General features: G+C 63.6%; 17 protein-coding genes and 1 pseudogene. 5 read left to right on the top strand and 13 right to left on the bottom strand.

The window, feature by feature from the left end:
* Positions 1 to 31 precede the first annotated feature (31 nt).
* Complete coding sequence (locus DBO85_RS15690) at positions 32 to 1,618, top strand: ABC-F family ATPase (protein WP_108108393.1); 1,587 nt, start codon at positions 32 to 34, stop codon at positions 1,616 to 1,618.
* A gap of 57 nt (positions 1,619 to 1,675) precedes the next feature.
* On the opposite strand, the gene DBO85_RS15695 is transcribed toward DBO85_RS15690, so the two are convergent.
* From DBO85_RS15695 to DBO85_RS15705, 3 genes are all read right to left on the bottom strand, one after another.
* Positions 1,676 to 2,389, bottom strand: coding sequence for a DUF1294 domain-containing protein (locus DBO85_RS15695; RefSeq protein ID WP_108108192.1), 714 nt, complete (start codon positions 2,387 to 2,389; stop codon positions 1,676 to 1,678).
* A gap of 66 nt (positions 2,390 to 2,455) precedes the next feature.
* Entirely contained in the window at positions 2,456 to 3,415 is a 960-nt protein-coding gene (locus DBO85_RS15700) for an alpha/beta fold hydrolase (protein WP_108108193.1), read from the bottom strand.
* Positions 3,416 to 3,507: 92 nt separating this feature from the next.
* Entirely contained in the window at positions 3,508 to 4,338 is an 831-nt protein-coding gene (locus DBO85_RS15705) for an undecaprenyl-diphosphate phosphatase (RefSeq protein ID WP_108108194.1), read from the bottom strand.
* A 321-nt stretch (positions 4,339 to 4,659) separates the two neighbouring features.
* On the opposite strand from DBO85_RS15705, the pseudogene DBO85_RS19775 reads away from it, so the two are divergent.
* The 4 genes and pseudogenes from DBO85_RS19775 to DBO85_RS15720 form a co-directional block, all read left to right on the top strand.
* A pseudogene (locus DBO85_RS19775) lies at positions 4,660 to 5,346 on the top strand (cache domain-containing protein); the annotation flags it as partial.
* Between the two features lie 132 nt (positions 5,347 to 5,478).
* The gene (locus DBO85_RS19780) at positions 5,479 to 6,207 is read left to right on the top strand and encodes a methyl-accepting chemotaxis protein (RefSeq protein ID WP_407681481.1); all 729 of its coding nucleotides are present in this window, start codon (positions 5,479 to 5,481) and stop codon (positions 6,205 to 6,207) included.
* A gap of 6 nt (positions 6,208 to 6,213) precedes the next feature.
* Positions 6,214 to 6,843, top strand: a complete 630-nt coding sequence (locus tag DBO85_RS15715) for a hypothetical protein (protein WP_108108196.1) — start codon at positions 6,214 to 6,216, stop codon at positions 6,841 to 6,843.
* A 179-nt stretch (positions 6,844 to 7,022) separates the two neighbouring features.
* Positions 7,023 to 7,289, top strand: a complete 267-nt coding sequence (locus DBO85_RS15720) for a hypothetical protein (RefSeq protein WP_108108197.1) — start codon at positions 7,023 to 7,025, stop codon at positions 7,287 to 7,289.
* A 90-nt stretch (positions 7,290 to 7,379) separates the two neighbouring features.
* Here the strand turns inward: DBO85_RS15720 and nfuA are convergent, their stop codons facing one another.
* The 10 genes from nfuA to DBO85_RS15770 all read right to left on the bottom strand — a co-directional run bounded on the left by nfuA (position 7,380) and on the right by DBO85_RS15770 (position 15,810).
* Positions 7,380 to 7,964, bottom strand: a complete 585-nt coding sequence (gene nfuA / locus DBO85_RS15725) for a Fe-S biogenesis protein NfuA (protein WP_108108198.1) — start codon at positions 7,962 to 7,964, stop codon at positions 7,380 to 7,382.
* Between the two features lie 69 nt (positions 7,965 to 8,033).
* Positions 8,034 to 8,993, bottom strand: coding sequence for a sensor domain-containing diguanylate cyclase (locus DBO85_RS15730; protein WP_108108199.1), 960 nt, complete (start codon positions 8,991 to 8,993; stop codon positions 8,034 to 8,036).
* Entirely contained in the window at positions 8,990 to 9,994 is a 1,005-nt protein-coding gene (locus DBO85_RS15735) for a response regulator (RefSeq protein WP_108108200.1), read from the bottom strand. The genes DBO85_RS15730 and DBO85_RS15735 overlap by 4 nt, the downstream gene beginning before the upstream one ends.
* Positions 9,995 to 10,253: 259 nt before the next feature.
* Complete coding sequence (locus tag DBO85_RS15740; protein ID WP_108108201.1) at positions 10,254 to 12,416, bottom strand: AAA family ATPase; 2,163 nt, start codon at positions 12,414 to 12,416, stop codon at positions 10,254 to 10,256.
* Complete coding sequence (locus DBO85_RS15745; protein WP_108108202.1) at positions 12,410 to 13,624, bottom strand: helix-turn-helix domain-containing protein; 1,215 nt, start codon at positions 13,622 to 13,624, stop codon at positions 12,410 to 12,412. Before DBO85_RS15745 ends, DBO85_RS15740 begins: the two co-directional genes overlap by 7 nt.
* A 38-nt stretch (positions 13,625 to 13,662) precedes the next feature.
* Positions 13,663 to 13,920: a hypothetical protein gene (locus tag DBO85_RS15750; protein WP_108108203.1), complete on the bottom strand. Its 258-nt coding sequence runs from the start codon at positions 13,918 to 13,920 to the stop codon at positions 13,663 to 13,665.
* 43 nt (positions 13,921 to 13,963) lie between these two features.
* Positions 13,964 to 14,224 carry a hypothetical protein gene (locus tag DBO85_RS15755; protein WP_108108204.1) on the bottom strand — a complete coding sequence of 87 codons (261 nt, stop codon included), beginning with the start codon at positions 14,222 to 14,224 and terminating at the stop codon, positions 13,964 to 13,966.
* Between the two features lie 12 nt (positions 14,225 to 14,236).
* Positions 14,237 to 14,482, bottom strand: coding sequence for a hypothetical protein (locus tag DBO85_RS15760; protein WP_108108205.1), 246 nt, complete (start codon positions 14,480 to 14,482; stop codon positions 14,237 to 14,239).
* A gap of 16 nt (positions 14,483 to 14,498) precedes the next feature.
* Positions 14,499 to 15,050: a DUF3592 domain-containing protein gene (locus tag DBO85_RS15765; protein WP_108108206.1), complete on the bottom strand. Its 552-nt coding sequence runs from the start codon at positions 15,048 to 15,050 to the stop codon at positions 14,499 to 14,501.
* 28 nt (positions 15,051 to 15,078) lie between these two features.
* Positions 15,079 to 15,810, bottom strand: coding sequence for a hypothetical protein (locus tag DBO85_RS15770; RefSeq protein ID WP_108108207.1), 732 nt, complete (start codon positions 15,808 to 15,810; stop codon positions 15,079 to 15,081).
* Positions 15,811 to 16,052: the final 242 nt, after the last annotated feature.

A 16,052-nucleotide genomic window follows, 5' to 3' on the forward strand; every position in this document is an offset into this window, starting at 1 on the left:
CCGCAGCGCCCTCACCCCCGGGATTCAGATCGTGATTTCTACCGCCAACATCACCATGCAGTTCGGCGCAAAGCCGCTGTTCGAGAACGTTTCCGTCAAGTTCGGCAACGGCAACCGCTACGGCCTGATCGGCGCCAACGGCTGCGGCAAGTCGACCTTCATGAAGATTCTCGGTGGTGATCTGGAGCCGTCCGGCGGCCAGGTGATGCTCGAGCCCAATGTGCGTCTGGGCAAGCTGCGCCAGGATCAGTTCGCCTACGAGCAGTTCAGCGTGATCGACACCGTGATCATGGGTCACGAGGAGCTGTGGAAGGTCAAGGCCGAGCGCGACCGCATCTACTCGCTGCCGGAGATGAGCGAAGAAGACGGCATGAAGGTCGGCGAGCTGGAAGGTGAGTTCGCCGAGATGGATGGCTACACCGCCGAATCCCGCGCGGGCGAGCTGCTGCTCGGCCTGGGCATTCCGCTGGAGCAGCACTTCGGGCCGATGAGCGAGGTTGCACCGGGCTGGAAACTGCGCGTGCTGCTGGCGCAGGCGCTGTTCTCCGATCCTGAAGTGCTGCTGCTCGACGAGCCGACCAACCACCTGGATATCAACACCATCCGCTGGCTGGAAAACATTCTGGTGCAGCGCAACAGCACCATGATCATCATTTCCCACGACCGCCACTTCCTTAACAGTGTGTGCACTCACATGGCTGACCTGGACTATGGCGAGCTTCGTCTGTTCCCGGGCAACTACGACGAATACATGATCGCCGCGACCCAGTCGCGCGAGCAGCTGCTGTCGGACAACGCCAAGAAGAAAGCGCAGATTTCCGAGCTGCAGAGCTTCGTCAGCCGCTTCTCGGCCAACGCCTCCAAGGCCAAGCAGGCCACCAGCCGGGCCAAGCAGATCGACAAGATCCAGCTCGCCGAAGTCAAGCCATCCAGCCGCGTCAGCCCGTTCATCCGCTTTGAACAGACCAAGAAGCTGCACCGCCAGGCCGTTACCATCGAGAAACTGTCCAAGGCGTTCGACGGCAAGACACTGTTCAAGAACTTCAGCTTCACTGTCGAGGCCGGCGAGCGCGTGGCGATCATCGGCCCCAACGGCATCGGCAAGACCACCCTGTTGCGCACCCTGATGGGCGAACTGACGCCGGATGCCGGCGCGGTGAAATGGACCGAGAGTGCCGAGCCGGGCTATTACGCCCAGGATCACGCCCACGACTTCGAAGATGACATGACCTTGTTCGACTGGATGGGTCAGTGGACTCAGGGCGAGCAGGCCATTCGCGGTACCCTCGGCCGCATGCTGTTCTCCAACGACGAGATCCAGAAGTCGGTCAAGGTCATCTCCGGTGGCGAACAGGGGCGCATGCTGTTCGGCAAGCTGATCCTGCAGAAACCCAACGTGCTGGTGATGGACGAACCGACCAACCACCTCGACATGGAATCCATCGAGGCGCTCAACCTGGCGCTGGAGAACTACCCGGGCACGCTGATCTTCGTCAGCCACGACCGCGAATTCGTCGGCTCGCTGGCCACCCGCATCATTGAGCTGTCGGAAAATGGCGTGACCGACTTCAGCGGCAACTACGACGACTACCTGCGCAGCCAGGGCGTGATCGTCTGATCGCCGCTCGATCCACAAAAAGCCCGCGTAAAGCGGGCTTTTTTCATTGTTGAGATCTCACAGTCCTGGAACAGGCAACGGGCCGATAACGCTTGCCTTCAGCAGCAGGCGCTCCAGCCAGAACGCCTGATGCGCCGCCACGATGCTCCAGCAGATGAATTGAAAGCCGAGCTTGCGGGTCTTGTGCCGGAACACCTGCTGCGCAATCAGCGCGCCGGGCCAGCCGCCGAGTAGCTCGGACAGGTGTAGCCGGGCCTCGGTAACGCGCCAGTGTCCTGACTGGGCTTTGCGCTTGTCACTCCAGTACAGGCCGAAGCTCAGCAGACTGAACAGCAGATAACCCAGCCCGATCCAGGGGACGCCCGCGTCCAGCGCCCGCAGGCATCCCCAGACCGGCAACAGGCAAAGCAGCGCCAGCAGGATCAGCTTGGCCGGCAGATGGCGGATTACCGCCCGGCCGCCAGCTCCTCGGCGCCCGTCCGCTATCGGTGCGGGTGTATTCCTGACCGAGGCGCTGGGCACTGGACTTGGGCGCCGACGGATACCGGGCTGGTCGATGCGCAACGAGCCGGCCGTGCGCATGTGCTCGGCGCGTGCGCGACCGCGCTCATCGCGTCCGGCGACATAGGCCACCGCCTCACCCACCTGTGGGCGCTGATCGCCGCGCACCGCCGAGATATGCACGAAGACATCCTCGCCACCCGTTGCAGGCCGGATGAAGCCGAAGCCCTTGTCGTCATTCCAGCTTTTCAGTGTGCCTTGCAGTTCCATTGCAGCTGCCTGCTCCGTCAGTGAAAGCGGCATTCTAGCCGACAGGTTTGAAAGCCCAGGTTTTGCTCAGTGCGGAAAGCGCCGTGCCAGGAAGTCCAACAGCAGCTGATTGACCCGTCCCGCCTGTTCGTTCTGAATCCAGTGGCCACAGGGCTCCAGCAGATGCTGCTCAAGATCCGGCACCCACTCGGGCATCTTCTTCAGGGTGTAGGCCTCAAGCTTGCCGACCGGATCCTGGTTGCCGATCAGGAACAGGGTCGGCTGCTCGACCTTGCGTCCCTGCAACGGCTCGGTGACCTGCCAGTTGCGCTCGAAATTGCGATACCAGTTCAGCGCACCGCGAAAGCCACGCTCGGCGAAAGTCTGGCGGTATACGGCAAAGTCTTCCTCGGGGCACCAGTCCGGCAGCGCTCCGGCCTGCATGTCATCCTCGAACAGCGTGCCGTCCGCAGGTTTGTCCTGCAGCAGCAGGCTTCTTTGCTCGTAGTACATCAGCAGGCGCAGTGTGCGGTCGACATCGGCGTCCAGCTCGCGCTCGGCGCGGCCGGGCTCCTGGAAATAGAGGATGTAGTTGAATTTGCCGCCACTGGCCTCGCGCATGATCTCGGTGGCCGGCCGTCGCGGCCGCCCGGCAAAAGGCACCGACATGGTAACCAGTGCCGCGACCCGTGCAGGCTCGAGCAGAGCCAGGTACCAGGAGACCATTGCGCCCCAGTCGTGCCCGACCACCGCGACCTGGCGATGACCGAAATGATCCATCGCTGCACGGATGTCGCCACACAGCGTCAGCACGTCATAGGCCGCCACATCAGCCGGCGCACTGCTGAGCCCGTAACCGCGCATCTCGGGAATGAACACGCGGTAGCCGGCCGCCACCAGCGGCTCGATCTGATTGCGCCAGGAGTGCCAGCACTCGGGAAAGCCATGCAGCAGCCACACCGGCCTGCCCTTCTCGGGACCTGCGCAATGGATGCTAAGAGAAATACCGTTGAGGTCGAGCTGCAGATGATCGGCAGTGTGGGTCATGGAACCTCCTTATCGAGGTTCCACTATGGCAAAGCCGGCCCCGGCCGTGTACTGCATAAACCCCGCGAAGCCAGGACCATCGCCCTGATGGATCAGCCCTGGGCGCTGGCCCAATCGATCAGGCTGAACTGCCAGGTAGCCAGAATCAGCAGGCCGAAGGCGATGCGGTACCAGGCGAAGACCGCGTAACTGTGATGGGCGATGAACTTGAGCAGTGCGCGCACGGCGATCATCGCGAAGATGAAGGAGGCGACGAAGCCGATGGCAAACACCGGAACATCAGCCGGCTGGAACAGATCGCGGTACTGGTAGCCGGAGTAAATGGCCGCGCCGATCATGGTCGGCATGGCGAGGAAGAAGGAAAATTCGGTGGCGGCCTTGCGCGACAGGCCGAACAGCAGGCCGCCGATGATGGTCGAGGCCGAACGCGAGGTCCCCGGCACCAGCGCCAGGCACTGGGCCAGGCCGATCTTGAGCGCCGTCAGCCAGGTCATGTCGTCGACGCTTTCGGCGGTGATCGCGTGCACCCGGCGCTCGGCCCAGAGCATCACGATGCCGCCCAGCACCAGTGCCACCGCTACCGTGATCGGGCTGAACAGGTACTCGTGAATGAAATCGGCGAAAGCCACACCGAAGAGCACGGCCGGCAGAACAGCAATCATCAAATTGAAGGTAAAGCGGCGGTCGCGCGGCTGACTGGGCAGCCCCACCACCACGCTGGTGATCTTGGCGCGGTACTCCCACATGACGGCCAGGATGGCGCCAAGTTGGATGATGATGTTGAAGGCCTTGAAGCGGTCACCGCCGAAGCCGATCAGGTCGGCGACGATGATTTGGTGACCGGTACTGGAGATCGGCAGAAACTCGGTGAGACCTTCGACGATGCCGAGGATCAATGCCTGGACAGCGAGCCAGAGATCCATTGTTTTCCTTACGTGAGCAACTGGAGATGGATGGCCGCGCTGAAGGCGGCGCATGACAGACGCGACTAAGCAGCAAAAATGCTCAGGTTTGTCGCGAAGCGGCCGAAATGCTACCAGACAGCGCCTGCATTGGTCGCGTCCGATCTAACCTTCAGGCGATGAGCATTGCGTCACGACCAGGCAAGTGGTTAATTTGACGCCATAAAAATCAGAATATCGTGGGCCAACACTATGCAAAGCACTCGCACACTGCCGATCAGCCGTCGCCTCTGGGTGGTCCAGGCGCTCACCATGCTGATGCTGCTGGCCCTCAGCGCCATGATGCTGGTCCAGGTCTACGACACGCTCTATGAAGGCAAACGCGAGCAGACCAAGCATCTGGTGCAGAGTGCCGAAGGGATCCTCCAGCACTATCACCAGCGCGAGCTCAGCGGCGAGTTGACTCGCGAGGAAGCGCAGAAGCAGGCGCTGGAAGTGTTGCGCGGCATGCGCTATGCGCAGAACGACTATTTTTGGGTCAACGATCTCAATTCCGTGATGCTCATGCATCCGATCCAGCCCGCGATGCAAGGTCGGGACCTTACCCAGATCACCACCCCGGACGGCGTCTCGCTGTTTCCAGAAATGCTGCGCATTGCCAAAAGCAATCCGGACGGCGGGGAATACACCTATCGCTGGGCCAAGGTTGCCGACGGCGAACTGATCTACAAGACCTCCTATTTCAAGATTTTCGCCCCCTGGGAACTGATGCTCGGCACCGGAATTTTTCTTGATGACATGAGGGAAGAATTCATCAGTCATGCCATCGACATCGTACTGATCAATCTGGGGCTGATTCTGATTCTGGCGTTCGTCATTTACCTGATCTCGCGCAGCATCACCGTGCCGCTCAACGAAGCCGTCAGCGCCATGCGCGATATCGCCAGCGGCGAGGGCGACCTGACCCGCTCCCTCGACGCCAAAGGCAACGACGAACTGACGGCTCTGGCCAACCACTTCAACGCCTTTACCGGCAAGGTACGTGGCCTGGTGACACAGTTGCTCGGTGCCGCCGGGAGCCTTGATCAATCTTCACGCTCGTTGGGCAGCATCGCCGCAACCGCCCACCGTCACGGCGAGGAACAGGCGCAGCAGATGGAAATGATCGCCACGGCGATCAACGAGGTGACCTACGGTGTGCAGGATGTGGCCAAGAATGCCGAACAGGCCGCTGTGGAGGTCAGCAGCGCCGAGGATCAGGCCGGCCAGGGCACCCAGAGCATCCAGCGCAGCCTCACCCAGATCAACCAGCTGTCCGCCACCATCGAGAAATCGGTGGAGGTGATCCAGACCCTGGCCAAGGAAAGTACCCAGATCGGCAGCGTGCTGGAAGTGATCCGCTCAATCGCCGAGCAGACCAACCTGCTGGCCCTCAACGCCGCCATCGAAGCCGCTCGCGCGGGCGAACAGGGCCGCGGCTTTGCCGTCGTCGCCGACGAGGTTCGCCTGCTGGCTCAGCGTACCCAGCAATCGACCGCCGAGATCCACTCGATGATCGAGCGTCTGCAGAACAACTCCGAAGCCGCCGTGCGGGTCATCCACGAAAGCAGCCAGGCCAGCCAGGCGACCGTCGAGCAGGCCAGCCAGGCCGGCGAAAGCCTGCAGCAGATCGCCCAGTCGCTGCGCAACCTGAGCGGGCTGAATGCCTCCATTGCCAGTGCCACGCTGCAGCAGTCGCACGTGGTCGACGAGATCAACCAGAACGTCACCCATGCCGCCCGCCTGTCCCACGACAACGCCCAGGCGGCGGAACAGTCGAGTCAGGCCAGCCAACAACTGGAGCGTCTTGCGGAGCAGCTCAATCGCCTGCTCGGCCAGTTCCGGGTGTAGGTCGCCATGAGCGAGATGCGCCACCAGGAAGTGGACCTCAGCAAACCGCAGAATCAGGATCTGATCTGGGATCTGGACAGCATGGCGCGGCGCGAGCTGGCGGAGCGCTTCATCCGCCTGTTCGAGAACCGCCTGTGCGTCTATTCGGAGTCCGTGCATCAGCTCTACACCAACTACAACCTGCATTTTCCGTCCGACTACGGACGCAAGATGGTCATCCTGCCAAACCCCTACGCCTTCCACGACACCCTGCACGGAATCGACGCGGTGGCCGTCCGCAAGACCGGGCTCTGCGTGTTGCCCGGCATGGTCGACGGCAAACCCGGCCTGCTGCTGTCCACGCAGATGAGTTCCGGCGGCCTGGCACCGCGCAGCATGCCGTTCAAGCCGGCGCTGGCGCAGATCATCAGCAACCAGAAGAAGGTCGGTGATGTCTTCCTGCCGGTCCTGATGAAGGGCGACCTGCGCGAGTTCGATCAGCAGACCCCCTACCTGCATCTGCATCGGTTGCAGCTCAGCCGGCTGGAGCGGATGTCCACCTTCGAGCGCGACGACATCCAGCAGACCATCACCCGCAAGCTGCTGATGCTCTATCGCCAGGCCGACTCGCTGGTCTGCGGGCCCGGCCAGCACTAGCCTGACGCGGGCTCCCGCCCCTCGCAGGACAGATAACGCCGTAGCCCCTGACGCAGTGTGCCGGCGCGCACGCTTTTCGTAGATTTTCACGGAAGATGTGACTTGTCCGCGCCGCGCCGACATCCACTGTTTCGATCGTGCAGCATTTCAGCTGCCAGCGAAATTTCCGGAGAGACACCATGAACACTCAGCTGCGCTTCAACGAAGCCCTGATGATTACCGGCAGTGCCTTTCAACCCTTCCAGTGCATCGCCTGGGCCCCACAGGATGGCAACGGCGAGCTCAACATCACCGTCATCGACCGCACCAGCACTGCCTTGGGCCGTGCGCGCCTGAGCAGCAGCATCTACAGCGACCCGCTGCAGCTGGAACAGGAACTGCGCAAGTCGCGCGAAGAGCTGGCGCGGCAAGGCGTGAACCTGGCGCCCTGGAGCATGCCCGCCTGACCAGACGCTTGCGCCGGAAATAAAAAACCCCTGCAGAGCTTTACTCGCAGGGGTTTTCTTTTGACCGCCGTGCCGGCCGGCTCTGGTCTGTCAGTAGTAAGCGTTATCGCGGTTGCTGTGATCCGTCACGTCGCGCACACCCTTGAGCTCGGGGATGCGCTGCAGCAGGGTCTTCTCGATGCCCTCGCGCAGGGTCACGTCGGCCTGACCACAACCCTGGCAGCCGCCGCCGAACTGCAGCACGGCGATGCCCTCCTCGACCACGTCGATCAGCGTGACCTGGCCGCCATGACTGGCGAGCCCCGGGTTGATCTCGGTCTGCAGGTAGTAGTTGATCCGTTCGTTGAGCGGGCTGTCCTCGTTGACCATCGGCACCTTGGCGTTCGGCGCCTTGATGGTCAGCTGACCGCCCATGCGGTCAGTGGCGTAATCGACCACCGCATCCTCGAGAAAAGGTTCGCTGACCGCGTCGATCCAGGCAGTGAAGGACTTCAGTGCAAGTGCGCTGTCTTCAGGTTTCTGTTCGCCCGGCTTGCAGTAGGCGATGCAGGTCTCGGCGTAGGGGGTTCCCGGCTGGGTGATGAACACCCGAATGCCGATGCCGGTGGTGTTCTGCTTGCTCAGCAGCTCCGCCAGATAGTCGTGGGCTGCGTCGGTAACTGTAATGGCGCTCATGGGGACTCCTCAAAAACCTGGGCGCAGTGTACGCCAATCCGCCAGCGCCGATAAAGTCCTAGTAAAACACTAGGACTTACCATGGATGCTGGTGCGGTTGCGCCCGCTTTCCTTGGAGTCGTAAAGCGCGGCATCCGCGCGCTCGATCAGTTGCTCATAACGCTGGCAATCATTCTCGAGCAAGGCCACGCCGAGACTGATGGTGAACTGGATACGCTGGCCGCCATAGGGCACCACGGTCTCCTGCACCGCTTTGCGCAGGCGCTCGGCGAAAAGAAAGGCACCATCCAGCTCGGTATCGGGCAGCAGCACCACGAACTCTTCGCCACCGTAGCGCCCGGCGACATCGGTAGCCCGTGCGTGACTGCGCGTCAGCTCCGCTACCGCGCGGATCACCGCATCCCCGGCCTGATGGCCGTAGCCGTCGTTGATTTTCTTGAAGTGATCGATATCGAAGATCACCAGCGAGGTCTTGTGGCGGTAGCGCTGGTAACGCACGAATTCGATACCCAGACACTCTTCCCAGTAGCCCCGATTGAGCAGCCCGGTCAGCCGGTCGGTACGCGAAAGCTGCTGCAGCTGACCATTGGCCTCCTGCAACTGACGGTTGTTCACCGCCACCTTGGTCACGTCGTAGACGATGATGGCGATGTGCGCGACCTCGCCATGGGAGTCCTTGAGCGGCATCAGCGTGGTGTTCTGGTACATGAACTCCTCACGCCCGGTAATCGGCTGATAGCTCTTGAAGCGCACCAGATACGGCCGCTGTTCCCAGATGGTGAACGCCGGGATCCCCAGCAGCGCCACGCTTTCGACCTTGTGCCGAAACCAGCTCTCGTCGATCTCGGGAAACAGCTCGAACAGGCTATGCGCGGTCACCTCGTCCGGCTTGCGTCCGGAATGGTTCTCCATGAACCCGTTCCACACCTCGACCCTGTACTCACGGTCGATCACCACGATGCCGACGTCGATGCTCTGGACGATTGCCAGCAGCCAGTGAAACTCTTCAAGTCCGGCCTTATCCATCAGTCACCACCCATCAGATAGCCGATCTTGTCGGTGAGCGTGGCCACCGAATCCTCGGTGAACAGCAGCAGTAGATCGAAATGCGTGCGGTGCCCCTCGATGCTGTAGCTGATCTCCACGGCCAGGGTCTGTTTCCAGCGGGTCTCGCTGACCCGGATGATGTCCTCGATCGCACTGCCCTGCCCCAGCAGCACCGGGTGGCCGACCGCCAGATGCCCGCACCACTGCTCGGCCAGGCCGTTGAGACAGGCGCCGATCAGGATGCTGGCCAGATCCAGGAGAATTTCCAGGCGCGCCTCGTCGGTCTCGGCGCTGCGCCCGAGCAGCGCGGTGATGTCGGCAAGGTCGGAGTCGTGAAACAGCAGCAGCGCCTCGCCAGCGATGCCCTCGCCGATGTAGCCCTGGCAGATCGCCGTGACCCGGTCACCATCACGGGCATCGGCCAGCGCCATGTGCAGCTCGCCGATCTCGAACATGTTGACGTTGGGAATCGGCAGCTCGACGAACACCCCTAGCACCTTGGCCAGCAGCGCACCGGCCTTGCCCATGGCAACGTTGGTGACCTCGCGGAAGGCATCGCGGAACGGCACTGCGCCGCTATCGGCCAGGGGCGTCTGCACCGACGCCTGCGGGCTGCTGTAGAAACCGTGGCGACGCAGGCTCTGCAGCAGGGTCTCGGCGTCCACCGGCTTGCGCAGGAAGTCCAGCGCGCCAAGCGCCATCACGCGGTCCAGCGCGGCATCCTGCACATCGCCGGAGACCACGATCACATTGGCCTCCATGCCGAGCTTGTGCAGGGCTTCGAGCACCTGGTAGCCGTCCATTTCCGGCATGGTCAGGTCGAGGAAGACCAATTCGCCATGCCCGTCGCGGATCGCCTTTAGACATTCGATGCCGTTGGCTGCCTGGGTGATGCGCACAGACCAGCCTTCGGGCATTGCACGGATGAGTTGTTTGCGCGCCATCATCGAATCGTCGCAAACCAGAACTGCCAATTCGGCCACTGCGGGGGCTTCCCCTTGTCGTTGTTATTGACGCAAGTAAATGCCTCACACCGCGCACTGTAAAGGCCCGTCCGGCATAAAGACGGTCTTTTGCCACCTGACTTCCACCTCGGTCACAACCCGCGCAGAATCAGGGCCTGGCAATTGGCCATTATTTGATCGATTACCCCCGAAACGGCACGCGCGCGCCACGATAGAAGATGCGCTGACCTATTGGGCCGGGGCGAATCCAGGCAGCGCAAAGGTTCGCTCGCCCGACTCAGGCGGACGTCTGCGCCAGCCCGTCCAGTTCGCGGCGCAACAGCATGGACAGCTCGCTGGGCTCGAACTGCATGGCGAACAGCGGAATGGCGAAGCCATAGCGTGGACCGTCGATCTTCAGCACGAACGCCAGCACCAGCCGGGCGAAGGCGTGGCGCAGACGCTCGATATCGACCGCAATCTCCTGCTGCTGGAACAGCTGGACCAGATCGCTCAGACGTGCGCCACCGTGACAGGCGACGTAGTAGACGATGACCCGGTCCAGGCGGTTGTCATAGTCATCGCTGCTCAACCTGCCCCACCCGGCGAGCGCATCCTGCACCGCCTGGCTGGCCAGGGCGCGGTCCAGGTGCTGCTTGCCGATCACCCGCTCGCCCGGCTTGAGCGCCTCCAGGCACTCCTGGCAGATGATCGCCACCAGGTTGGCACGCTGACCGCTGGCGGTGACCAACTGATCGACCACGCCGGTGTCGGCAAAGCTCAGGCGCAGGCGCGCCAGCGGCACCCTGGCCAGATCTCTACAGGCATCCGGCTCCAGCGCACCAATGGTCACCACCTCGCCGAAGTTGCGCAGCGGTGACTGGTAGTCGAGCACGGCGGTGGCGTACAGATCCCAGAAGCCGGCCAGCATGAACCAGCAGCGCCCCTCCTCACTCAGCGCCCGCAGACTGGTCAACTGGGCATAGCCGGCCTGGGACTCGGCGCGGAAGAACTGGTCCGCCTCATCGATCAGCAGGAACACCCGCTTGCCGGTGTGCGCCCTGGCGATGTGTTCGATCACCGCTTCCAGGCTGGTGTTGGCGTTCAGGCCGAACTGCAGCGCCAGGCGTGGCGCCAGCTGGTGGTCGCGCAGCGAGACGTAGTGGCAGACCACCTGCGGATGGCCCTGCAGACGGCGCTGTACTGCCTTGAGCAGACTGCTCTTGCCCAACTGGCGACCGCCGACCACCAGATAATTGGTCGGCTCGCGGTTGAGAATCCGTGCCAGCACCTGGGTGCGGCCGAAGAAGGCGCCGGTACGCGCCACACCACCACGGGTCTGGTAGGGCGAGATGCGCGTCAGACGCAACTGCGCCGACAGTCGATCGAGCAGCACGTCGGCCGGCTTGCGCGCCAGCATCAGCTCGGTCTGCGCGCTGCTGTCGAGCAGCACCAGCAGGTTGGCGGGGTCCTGGCAGTGTTCGGCCAGTCCCTCGGCGTCATCGCCGCCCAACACCAGCATCACGTCCAGCCCGGTCTGTATCGCGCGCAGCTGATAGAGCAGCGCATCGTCACTGATCCCTGCCTCCGGCTCGAATACCAGACAGCGATCCAGCCCGCTTGGCGACTCGTCGGGGAACTGCCATTCACTGACACTGCCCGGCAGCGCCCAGCCGCTCGCCGGCTGCCAGCGCACGCCGAGGCGCTGCGCCAGGCGCTGGGCACGGCTGCCGGGTTGACTGTCGGCGTAGTCGAGCGCGCCCTGCCAGTCGCTGGGCAGCACGCCGGCCAGCTGCAGGACGGTCTTGCGCCGCCCGAGCAGGCCGAGAATGCGGTCCACATGCGGCAGTTGCGCGAACGGCACCTTGGCCAGACGCGCCGGCTGGCGCTGGATCGGCAGGATCAGCGGATGACTGAACAGCAGGTAGAGCGCGCCTATCACCATCAGCAGCAGCAGGATCACCAGCCAGTACCAGCCACTGCCGCTACCCGGCAGGCTTGCTCCCGGCTCGGCCGGCCCGCGGCAGTTGATCGGCAGGTAGCGCTGCGGAATCGGCGGCTCGCCCTGCCGGCAGATCCAACTGTTGCTGCGCTCGTCGAAATCCAGAAGCAACTGGGTACCGGCGACATTGCCGAGGAGGTCCAGGTCGCGCAGATCGACGGCCAGGCGGTAGGGCTTGGGCGAATGCACATCGATCAACTGGCTCTCATGCACGGCCAGGCTCTCGATGTCCTTGGGCCACTCCCCTTCGGACTGGATCGCCTCATGCAGCACGACCCGCCAGATGTTCACCTCGCTCCAGACGTTGTTCATGCTTGCCGCAGCGAGCACGTAGCCGCGAGTAAGCGGGTTGTACAACGGCATGAACACCGCAGTGAAGATGAACAGCAGCGCCAGTGAACCCAGCGCCACGCGCCCCCAGAAGGTGCCGAAAACCCCGCCGATCAGTGCCCTCAGCATGATTCGAGCACCTGCCAGCCGGCCTTGCGCACCACTTCACAGCGCCAGCACAGGCGCGCTTCCTCGGCGGGGCCGCGGGCGGCGATCAGGTTGTTCCAGAACAGCCGGCGCAGATCACCATCCGGCAGATAGGGTCGCGCCCGTCCCAGATCCTCGCAGTCGAGCAACTCGCGCAGGCGATCACGCCCGGCGCTGCTCGCGGTCATCGGCAGGAAGGCCTGCCACAGGCGGCCGCTCTGCGCCAACAACGGCTGCAGCGCGCGCAGCGCCTCGGCACTGCCGGCCGGGTTGTCGGCCAACCATTGCAGGCCTTCCTCGGCCAGCGCCGGGTGGCCACCGCAGAGTGCCAGCAACTCGGTCAGCACTGCCTCGCGTGGCGGTACGTCGAGATTCATCCGTGCCGCCAGCAGGCGCAGGTCGGCCAGCTCAAGCTCAGGCCAGTGGCTGACCTGGGCGATGTTGAGCAGCGACAGATCGCCACTGCGGTATTTCAGATCTGCCAGCGCCTCGCTGCCGCAGAGCAGCAGGTGCAGGCGACCGCTGTGCATCTCCGAGAGGCTGCGCAGGATGCCGGCCAGAGTCTCGCGCAACGCAGGCGTACCCTGTTCGAAACGGCTGACCAGGACGAACAGTCGCTCACCCGCGGTCAGCCGCGCTTCCAGTGCCGCCTCGAATTCGTAGTCGGAGGTGATGCCGCTAAAACCGCATTGCCGGCCGATGGCGGCGAAGTAATCGGCGGCCACCGTACTGACGCTGAATGGCGGTTGCACATGCAGCACCGCCGCCTCGCCGTACAGGCTGCGTGCCTTGCCCAGCAGCTCGTTGCGAAACGGCGGCTGGCCCCAGTGCGCCTGGGACAGGAGCATGGCGATGGGGTAAGGACGCAACTGGCCGAGGCGCTCGAACAGCTGATCGATGAACAAGGCGAAGGGCCCGACACCATTGCCGACGTCCTGCAGCGGATACTCCGGCTCGAAGCCGGCGGCGCGGAACAGATGGTTGGTTTCCGCCTCGGTCAGGCGCAGGTAGGCGGCGCAGGCGATCAGCCGGTCACGGTTCTTGCTGCTCGGCAGAGAGATGCCGTTGCGCCAGTTGTTCACCGATTCGCGACTGATGCCGATCTCCGCAGCGACACCCGCGGCGCTGGCGCGGATGCGCCGCATGAACAGGGTCAGCAGGCGGGCGAACGCCTCGTTCTTCTCATCCATCCAGCCCGGCTCCCCTGCCCGGTAAAAAGGCGCAAAGCTTACCGGACCACGCCGCTCGCATTGCAGAAAATATTGATGTTCTCGCGCGTATCCTCGATCACCTCGCGGGCCTGGCGCGCGTCCATCTTCTCGGTGCGGCCGGTCAGCACGTTGTAACCCATCACGCCCTCGCGCTGGTACTTCTTCAGGCGCTCCTTGTACATCTCGCAGGCACGCTTGTCGCTGTCGCTCGCCTGTACCGGCAGAACGCTGCAAAGGCCCAGTAGCAGGGCCAGGGAAAGTCGCTGGATGATCATGCTGTCTCTCTCGTTCAGGTAAAAAGTTTCGGCAGCGGCACGTTCAGCGCACCACACCCTGTTCATTGCAAAAGATCTTCACGCTCTCGCGGGCGTCTTCGATGACCGCGCGCGCCTCGCGTGCGTCCATCTTTTCGCGGCGCCCGGTCGCCGGGTCTTGACGCCAGACGCCGTCGAGCTGGTAGCTCTTCAGGCGTTCGCGGTACAGCTCGCACAGACGCTGGCGCAACTCGTCGGCCTGGGCCGGGGCACAACCCAGGGCGAGCAACAGGCCCAGCACTGCGGCGGTTGTGGTTTTGCGCATGGTCACCTCCGCTCAGCGGCACAGCTGCTGGACCCGCTCGCGGGTGCGCTCGATCACGATCCGCGCCTGGTCCGCGCTCATCCGCTGCAGATTGCCACTGCGCGGATCGTAGGCCATCACCCCGTCGCGCTCGAAACTCTGCAGGCGCTCGCGGTACTTCTGGCACAGCTGCCGGTCGGCATCCTCGGCCTGGGCGGTCCCTGCCAGGGGCAGGCTGCAGACCAGGGCCAGCGCCACGCCGGCAATTCGCATATTCATCGTCATCCGCTCCTTTCTAGTTCGCCAGCTGCGCGCGCAGCATCCGCCGACGCAAGCTGCGCCCGGTGAGAAAACCGATGAGGAAGGTCGTACCCAGGGCGATGGCCAGGGTCACCAGCAGGTCTTGGGCGATCGTCAGCAGCGAGGCCTTGCGCTGGTAGCTCTGGCGCAGATCACTGGTGTTCGGGTCGGCGCGTCGATAGAGGATCTCAAGACGGCTGGGGACCGCCCCGCTGGCCTCGTCTTCCGCGCCGCCCGTTGTAGAAAGGTAAACCGCTTCGCTGACGCGGACCTCCCGCTCGAACGGCTGGCCGGCGCCGTCGCTGAAGCGATAGACCAACGCGTAGCGATCACTTTCACGGCCCTTTCGGCCGCTCTCGATCCAGTGCTTCTTCTGCACCACCACTGCCTCGGTGGCGACCCCTTCGGCGAGCATTTCGCGCGCTTCGATGTAGGCATTGCCCCGACCGAAGGCGACCAGCAGCAGCACCGCGGCACTGACCACCAGACCCAGAGTGCGTACCCCGCGCACGCGGCGGGCGATGGTTTGTTCGTTGACTGTGTTCATCTTGGGCTCCGTGCGCTAACTGGAAAGCTCACTGTTCGATCGCAAGGTCGAGGTTGCCGGGCAGGCGTGCCACTGCAGCCGCCAGCTCGTCGTCGCTTTCGGCATGCAGGAAGAGGCCACTGCAGCCGTGGATCTGCAGCAGGGTCGAGCTGCCGGCGAAGGCGAGGACCAGATTGCCCTCGATGTCGTGGCCGATGATCGACTCGGCCAGCCGCTCCTCGACGCTGCGCGGCTCGTCGATGTAGCCGATGCCGGTGTTGGTGTAGAAGCGCACCAGGTTGTTCCACAGCAGATTGGCCAGGGCCTGTGGGTTGGTCAGGCGATAGAACTCCAGACCGCGCTCGTAGGTCGGCGTGAGCACGTAGATGGCGCCGCCGCCGGCCAACGACTCGACGATGCGCAGATCGTCGGCGTGGCGCTGCTCGAGCAGTTCGACGATGCGTCGACCGCCGCAGCGGGCCTGCTCGGTGGCGGTCGGGCTCATCATCGAGGCGCGCTGGTAGAAGTCGCTCAGCAGCGAGATGTCGCAGTCATCCTGGCGCGCCAGACGGGCACTGATGAAGGCGTCGTCCTGCTGGTGGTAGCAGATGCCCCAGATCGGCTCCAGCGGTCGCAGCATGCGCTCCGGCACCTCGGCCTGGCTGCACAGCAGCAGGTCGTTCCTGCCGATGGGGCGCGACGGCTGGATCTCCGGCTCGTCGTCGTGATTCTTGTTGACCACCTCGATCAGCTGGCCATACAGCTCGTTGCGTACACCCATCGCCTGCTCTCCTGTGCACCGGGTTGGTTGGAAGTGGCGCCAGTATCGGCAGCCCCCCTCGCCCACGCAGCACCGCAGTTGTCAGGTGAACCGGACGCGCACTGGACAGAACGTCAAGTGCGCTTCCGACGCTGCAGACGTGAACGCCGTCATCCCGTGGCGCAGCGCCAAGGACGTATCCTGCGCGGCGCGCCTCCGAGGCCGGCACATCGCCACCACCGCGCGTGACCTTCCGTTGCAGG

Source organism: Pseudomonas mangrovi (genome assembly GCF_003052585.1).
Taxonomy (GTDB): domain Bacteria; phylum Pseudomonadota; class Gammaproteobacteria; order Pseudomonadales; family Pseudomonadaceae; genus Aquipseudomonas; species Aquipseudomonas mangrovi.

Bases quoted from the DNA above. Each gene is read 5' to 3' on its own strand.
- DBO85_RS15695 (WP_108108192.1), bottom strand. From the start codon at position 2,389: ATGGAACTGCAAGGCACACTGAAAAGCTGGAATGACGACAAGGGCTTC.
- DBO85_RS15700 (WP_108108193.1), bottom strand. From the start codon at position 3,415: ATGACCCACACTGCCGATCATCTGCAGCTCGACCTCAACGGTATTTCT.
- DBO85_RS15705 (WP_108108194.1), bottom strand. From the start codon at position 4,338: ATGGATCTCTGGCTCGCTGTCCAGGCATTGATCCTCGGCATCGTCGAA.
- DBO85_RS19780 (WP_407681481.1), top strand. From the start codon at position 5,479: ATGATCGCCACGGCGATCAACGAGGTGACCTACGGTGTGCAGGATGTG.
- DBO85_RS15715 (WP_108108196.1), top strand. From the start codon at position 6,214: ATGAGCGAGATGCGCCACCAGGAAGTGGACCTCAGCAAACCGCAGAAT.
- DBO85_RS15720 (WP_108108197.1), top strand. From the start codon at position 7,023: ATGAACACTCAGCTGCGCTTCAACGAAGCCCTGATGATTACCGGCAGT.
- nfuA (WP_108108198.1), bottom strand. From the start codon at position 7,964: ATGAGCGCCATTACAGTTACCGACGCAGCCCACGACTATCTGGCGGAG.
- DBO85_RS15740 (WP_108108201.1), bottom strand. From the start codon at position 12,416: ATGCTGAGGGCACTGATCGGCGGGGTTTTCGGCACCTTCTGGGGGCGC.
- DBO85_RS15745 (WP_108108202.1), bottom strand. From the start codon at position 13,624: ATGGATGAGAAGAACGAGGCGTTCGCCCGCCTGCTGACCCTGTTCATG.
- DBO85_RS15750 (WP_108108203.1), bottom strand. From the start codon at position 13,920: ATGATCATCCAGCGACTTTCCCTGGCCCTGCTACTGGGCCTTTGCAGC.
- DBO85_RS15755 (WP_108108204.1), bottom strand. From the start codon at position 14,224: ATGCGCAAAACCACAACCGCCGCAGTGCTGGGCCTGTTGCTCGCCCTG.
- DBO85_RS15760 (WP_108108205.1), bottom strand. From the start codon at position 14,482: ATGAATATGCGAATTGCCGGCGTGGCGCTGGCCCTGGTCTGCAGCCTG.
- DBO85_RS15765 (WP_108108206.1), bottom strand. From the start codon at position 15,050: ATGAACACAGTCAACGAACAAACCATCGCCCGCCGCGTGCGCGGGGTA.
- DBO85_RS15770 (WP_108108207.1), bottom strand. From the start codon at position 15,810: ATGGGTGTACGCAACGAGCTGTATGGCCAGCTGATCGAGGTGGTCAAC.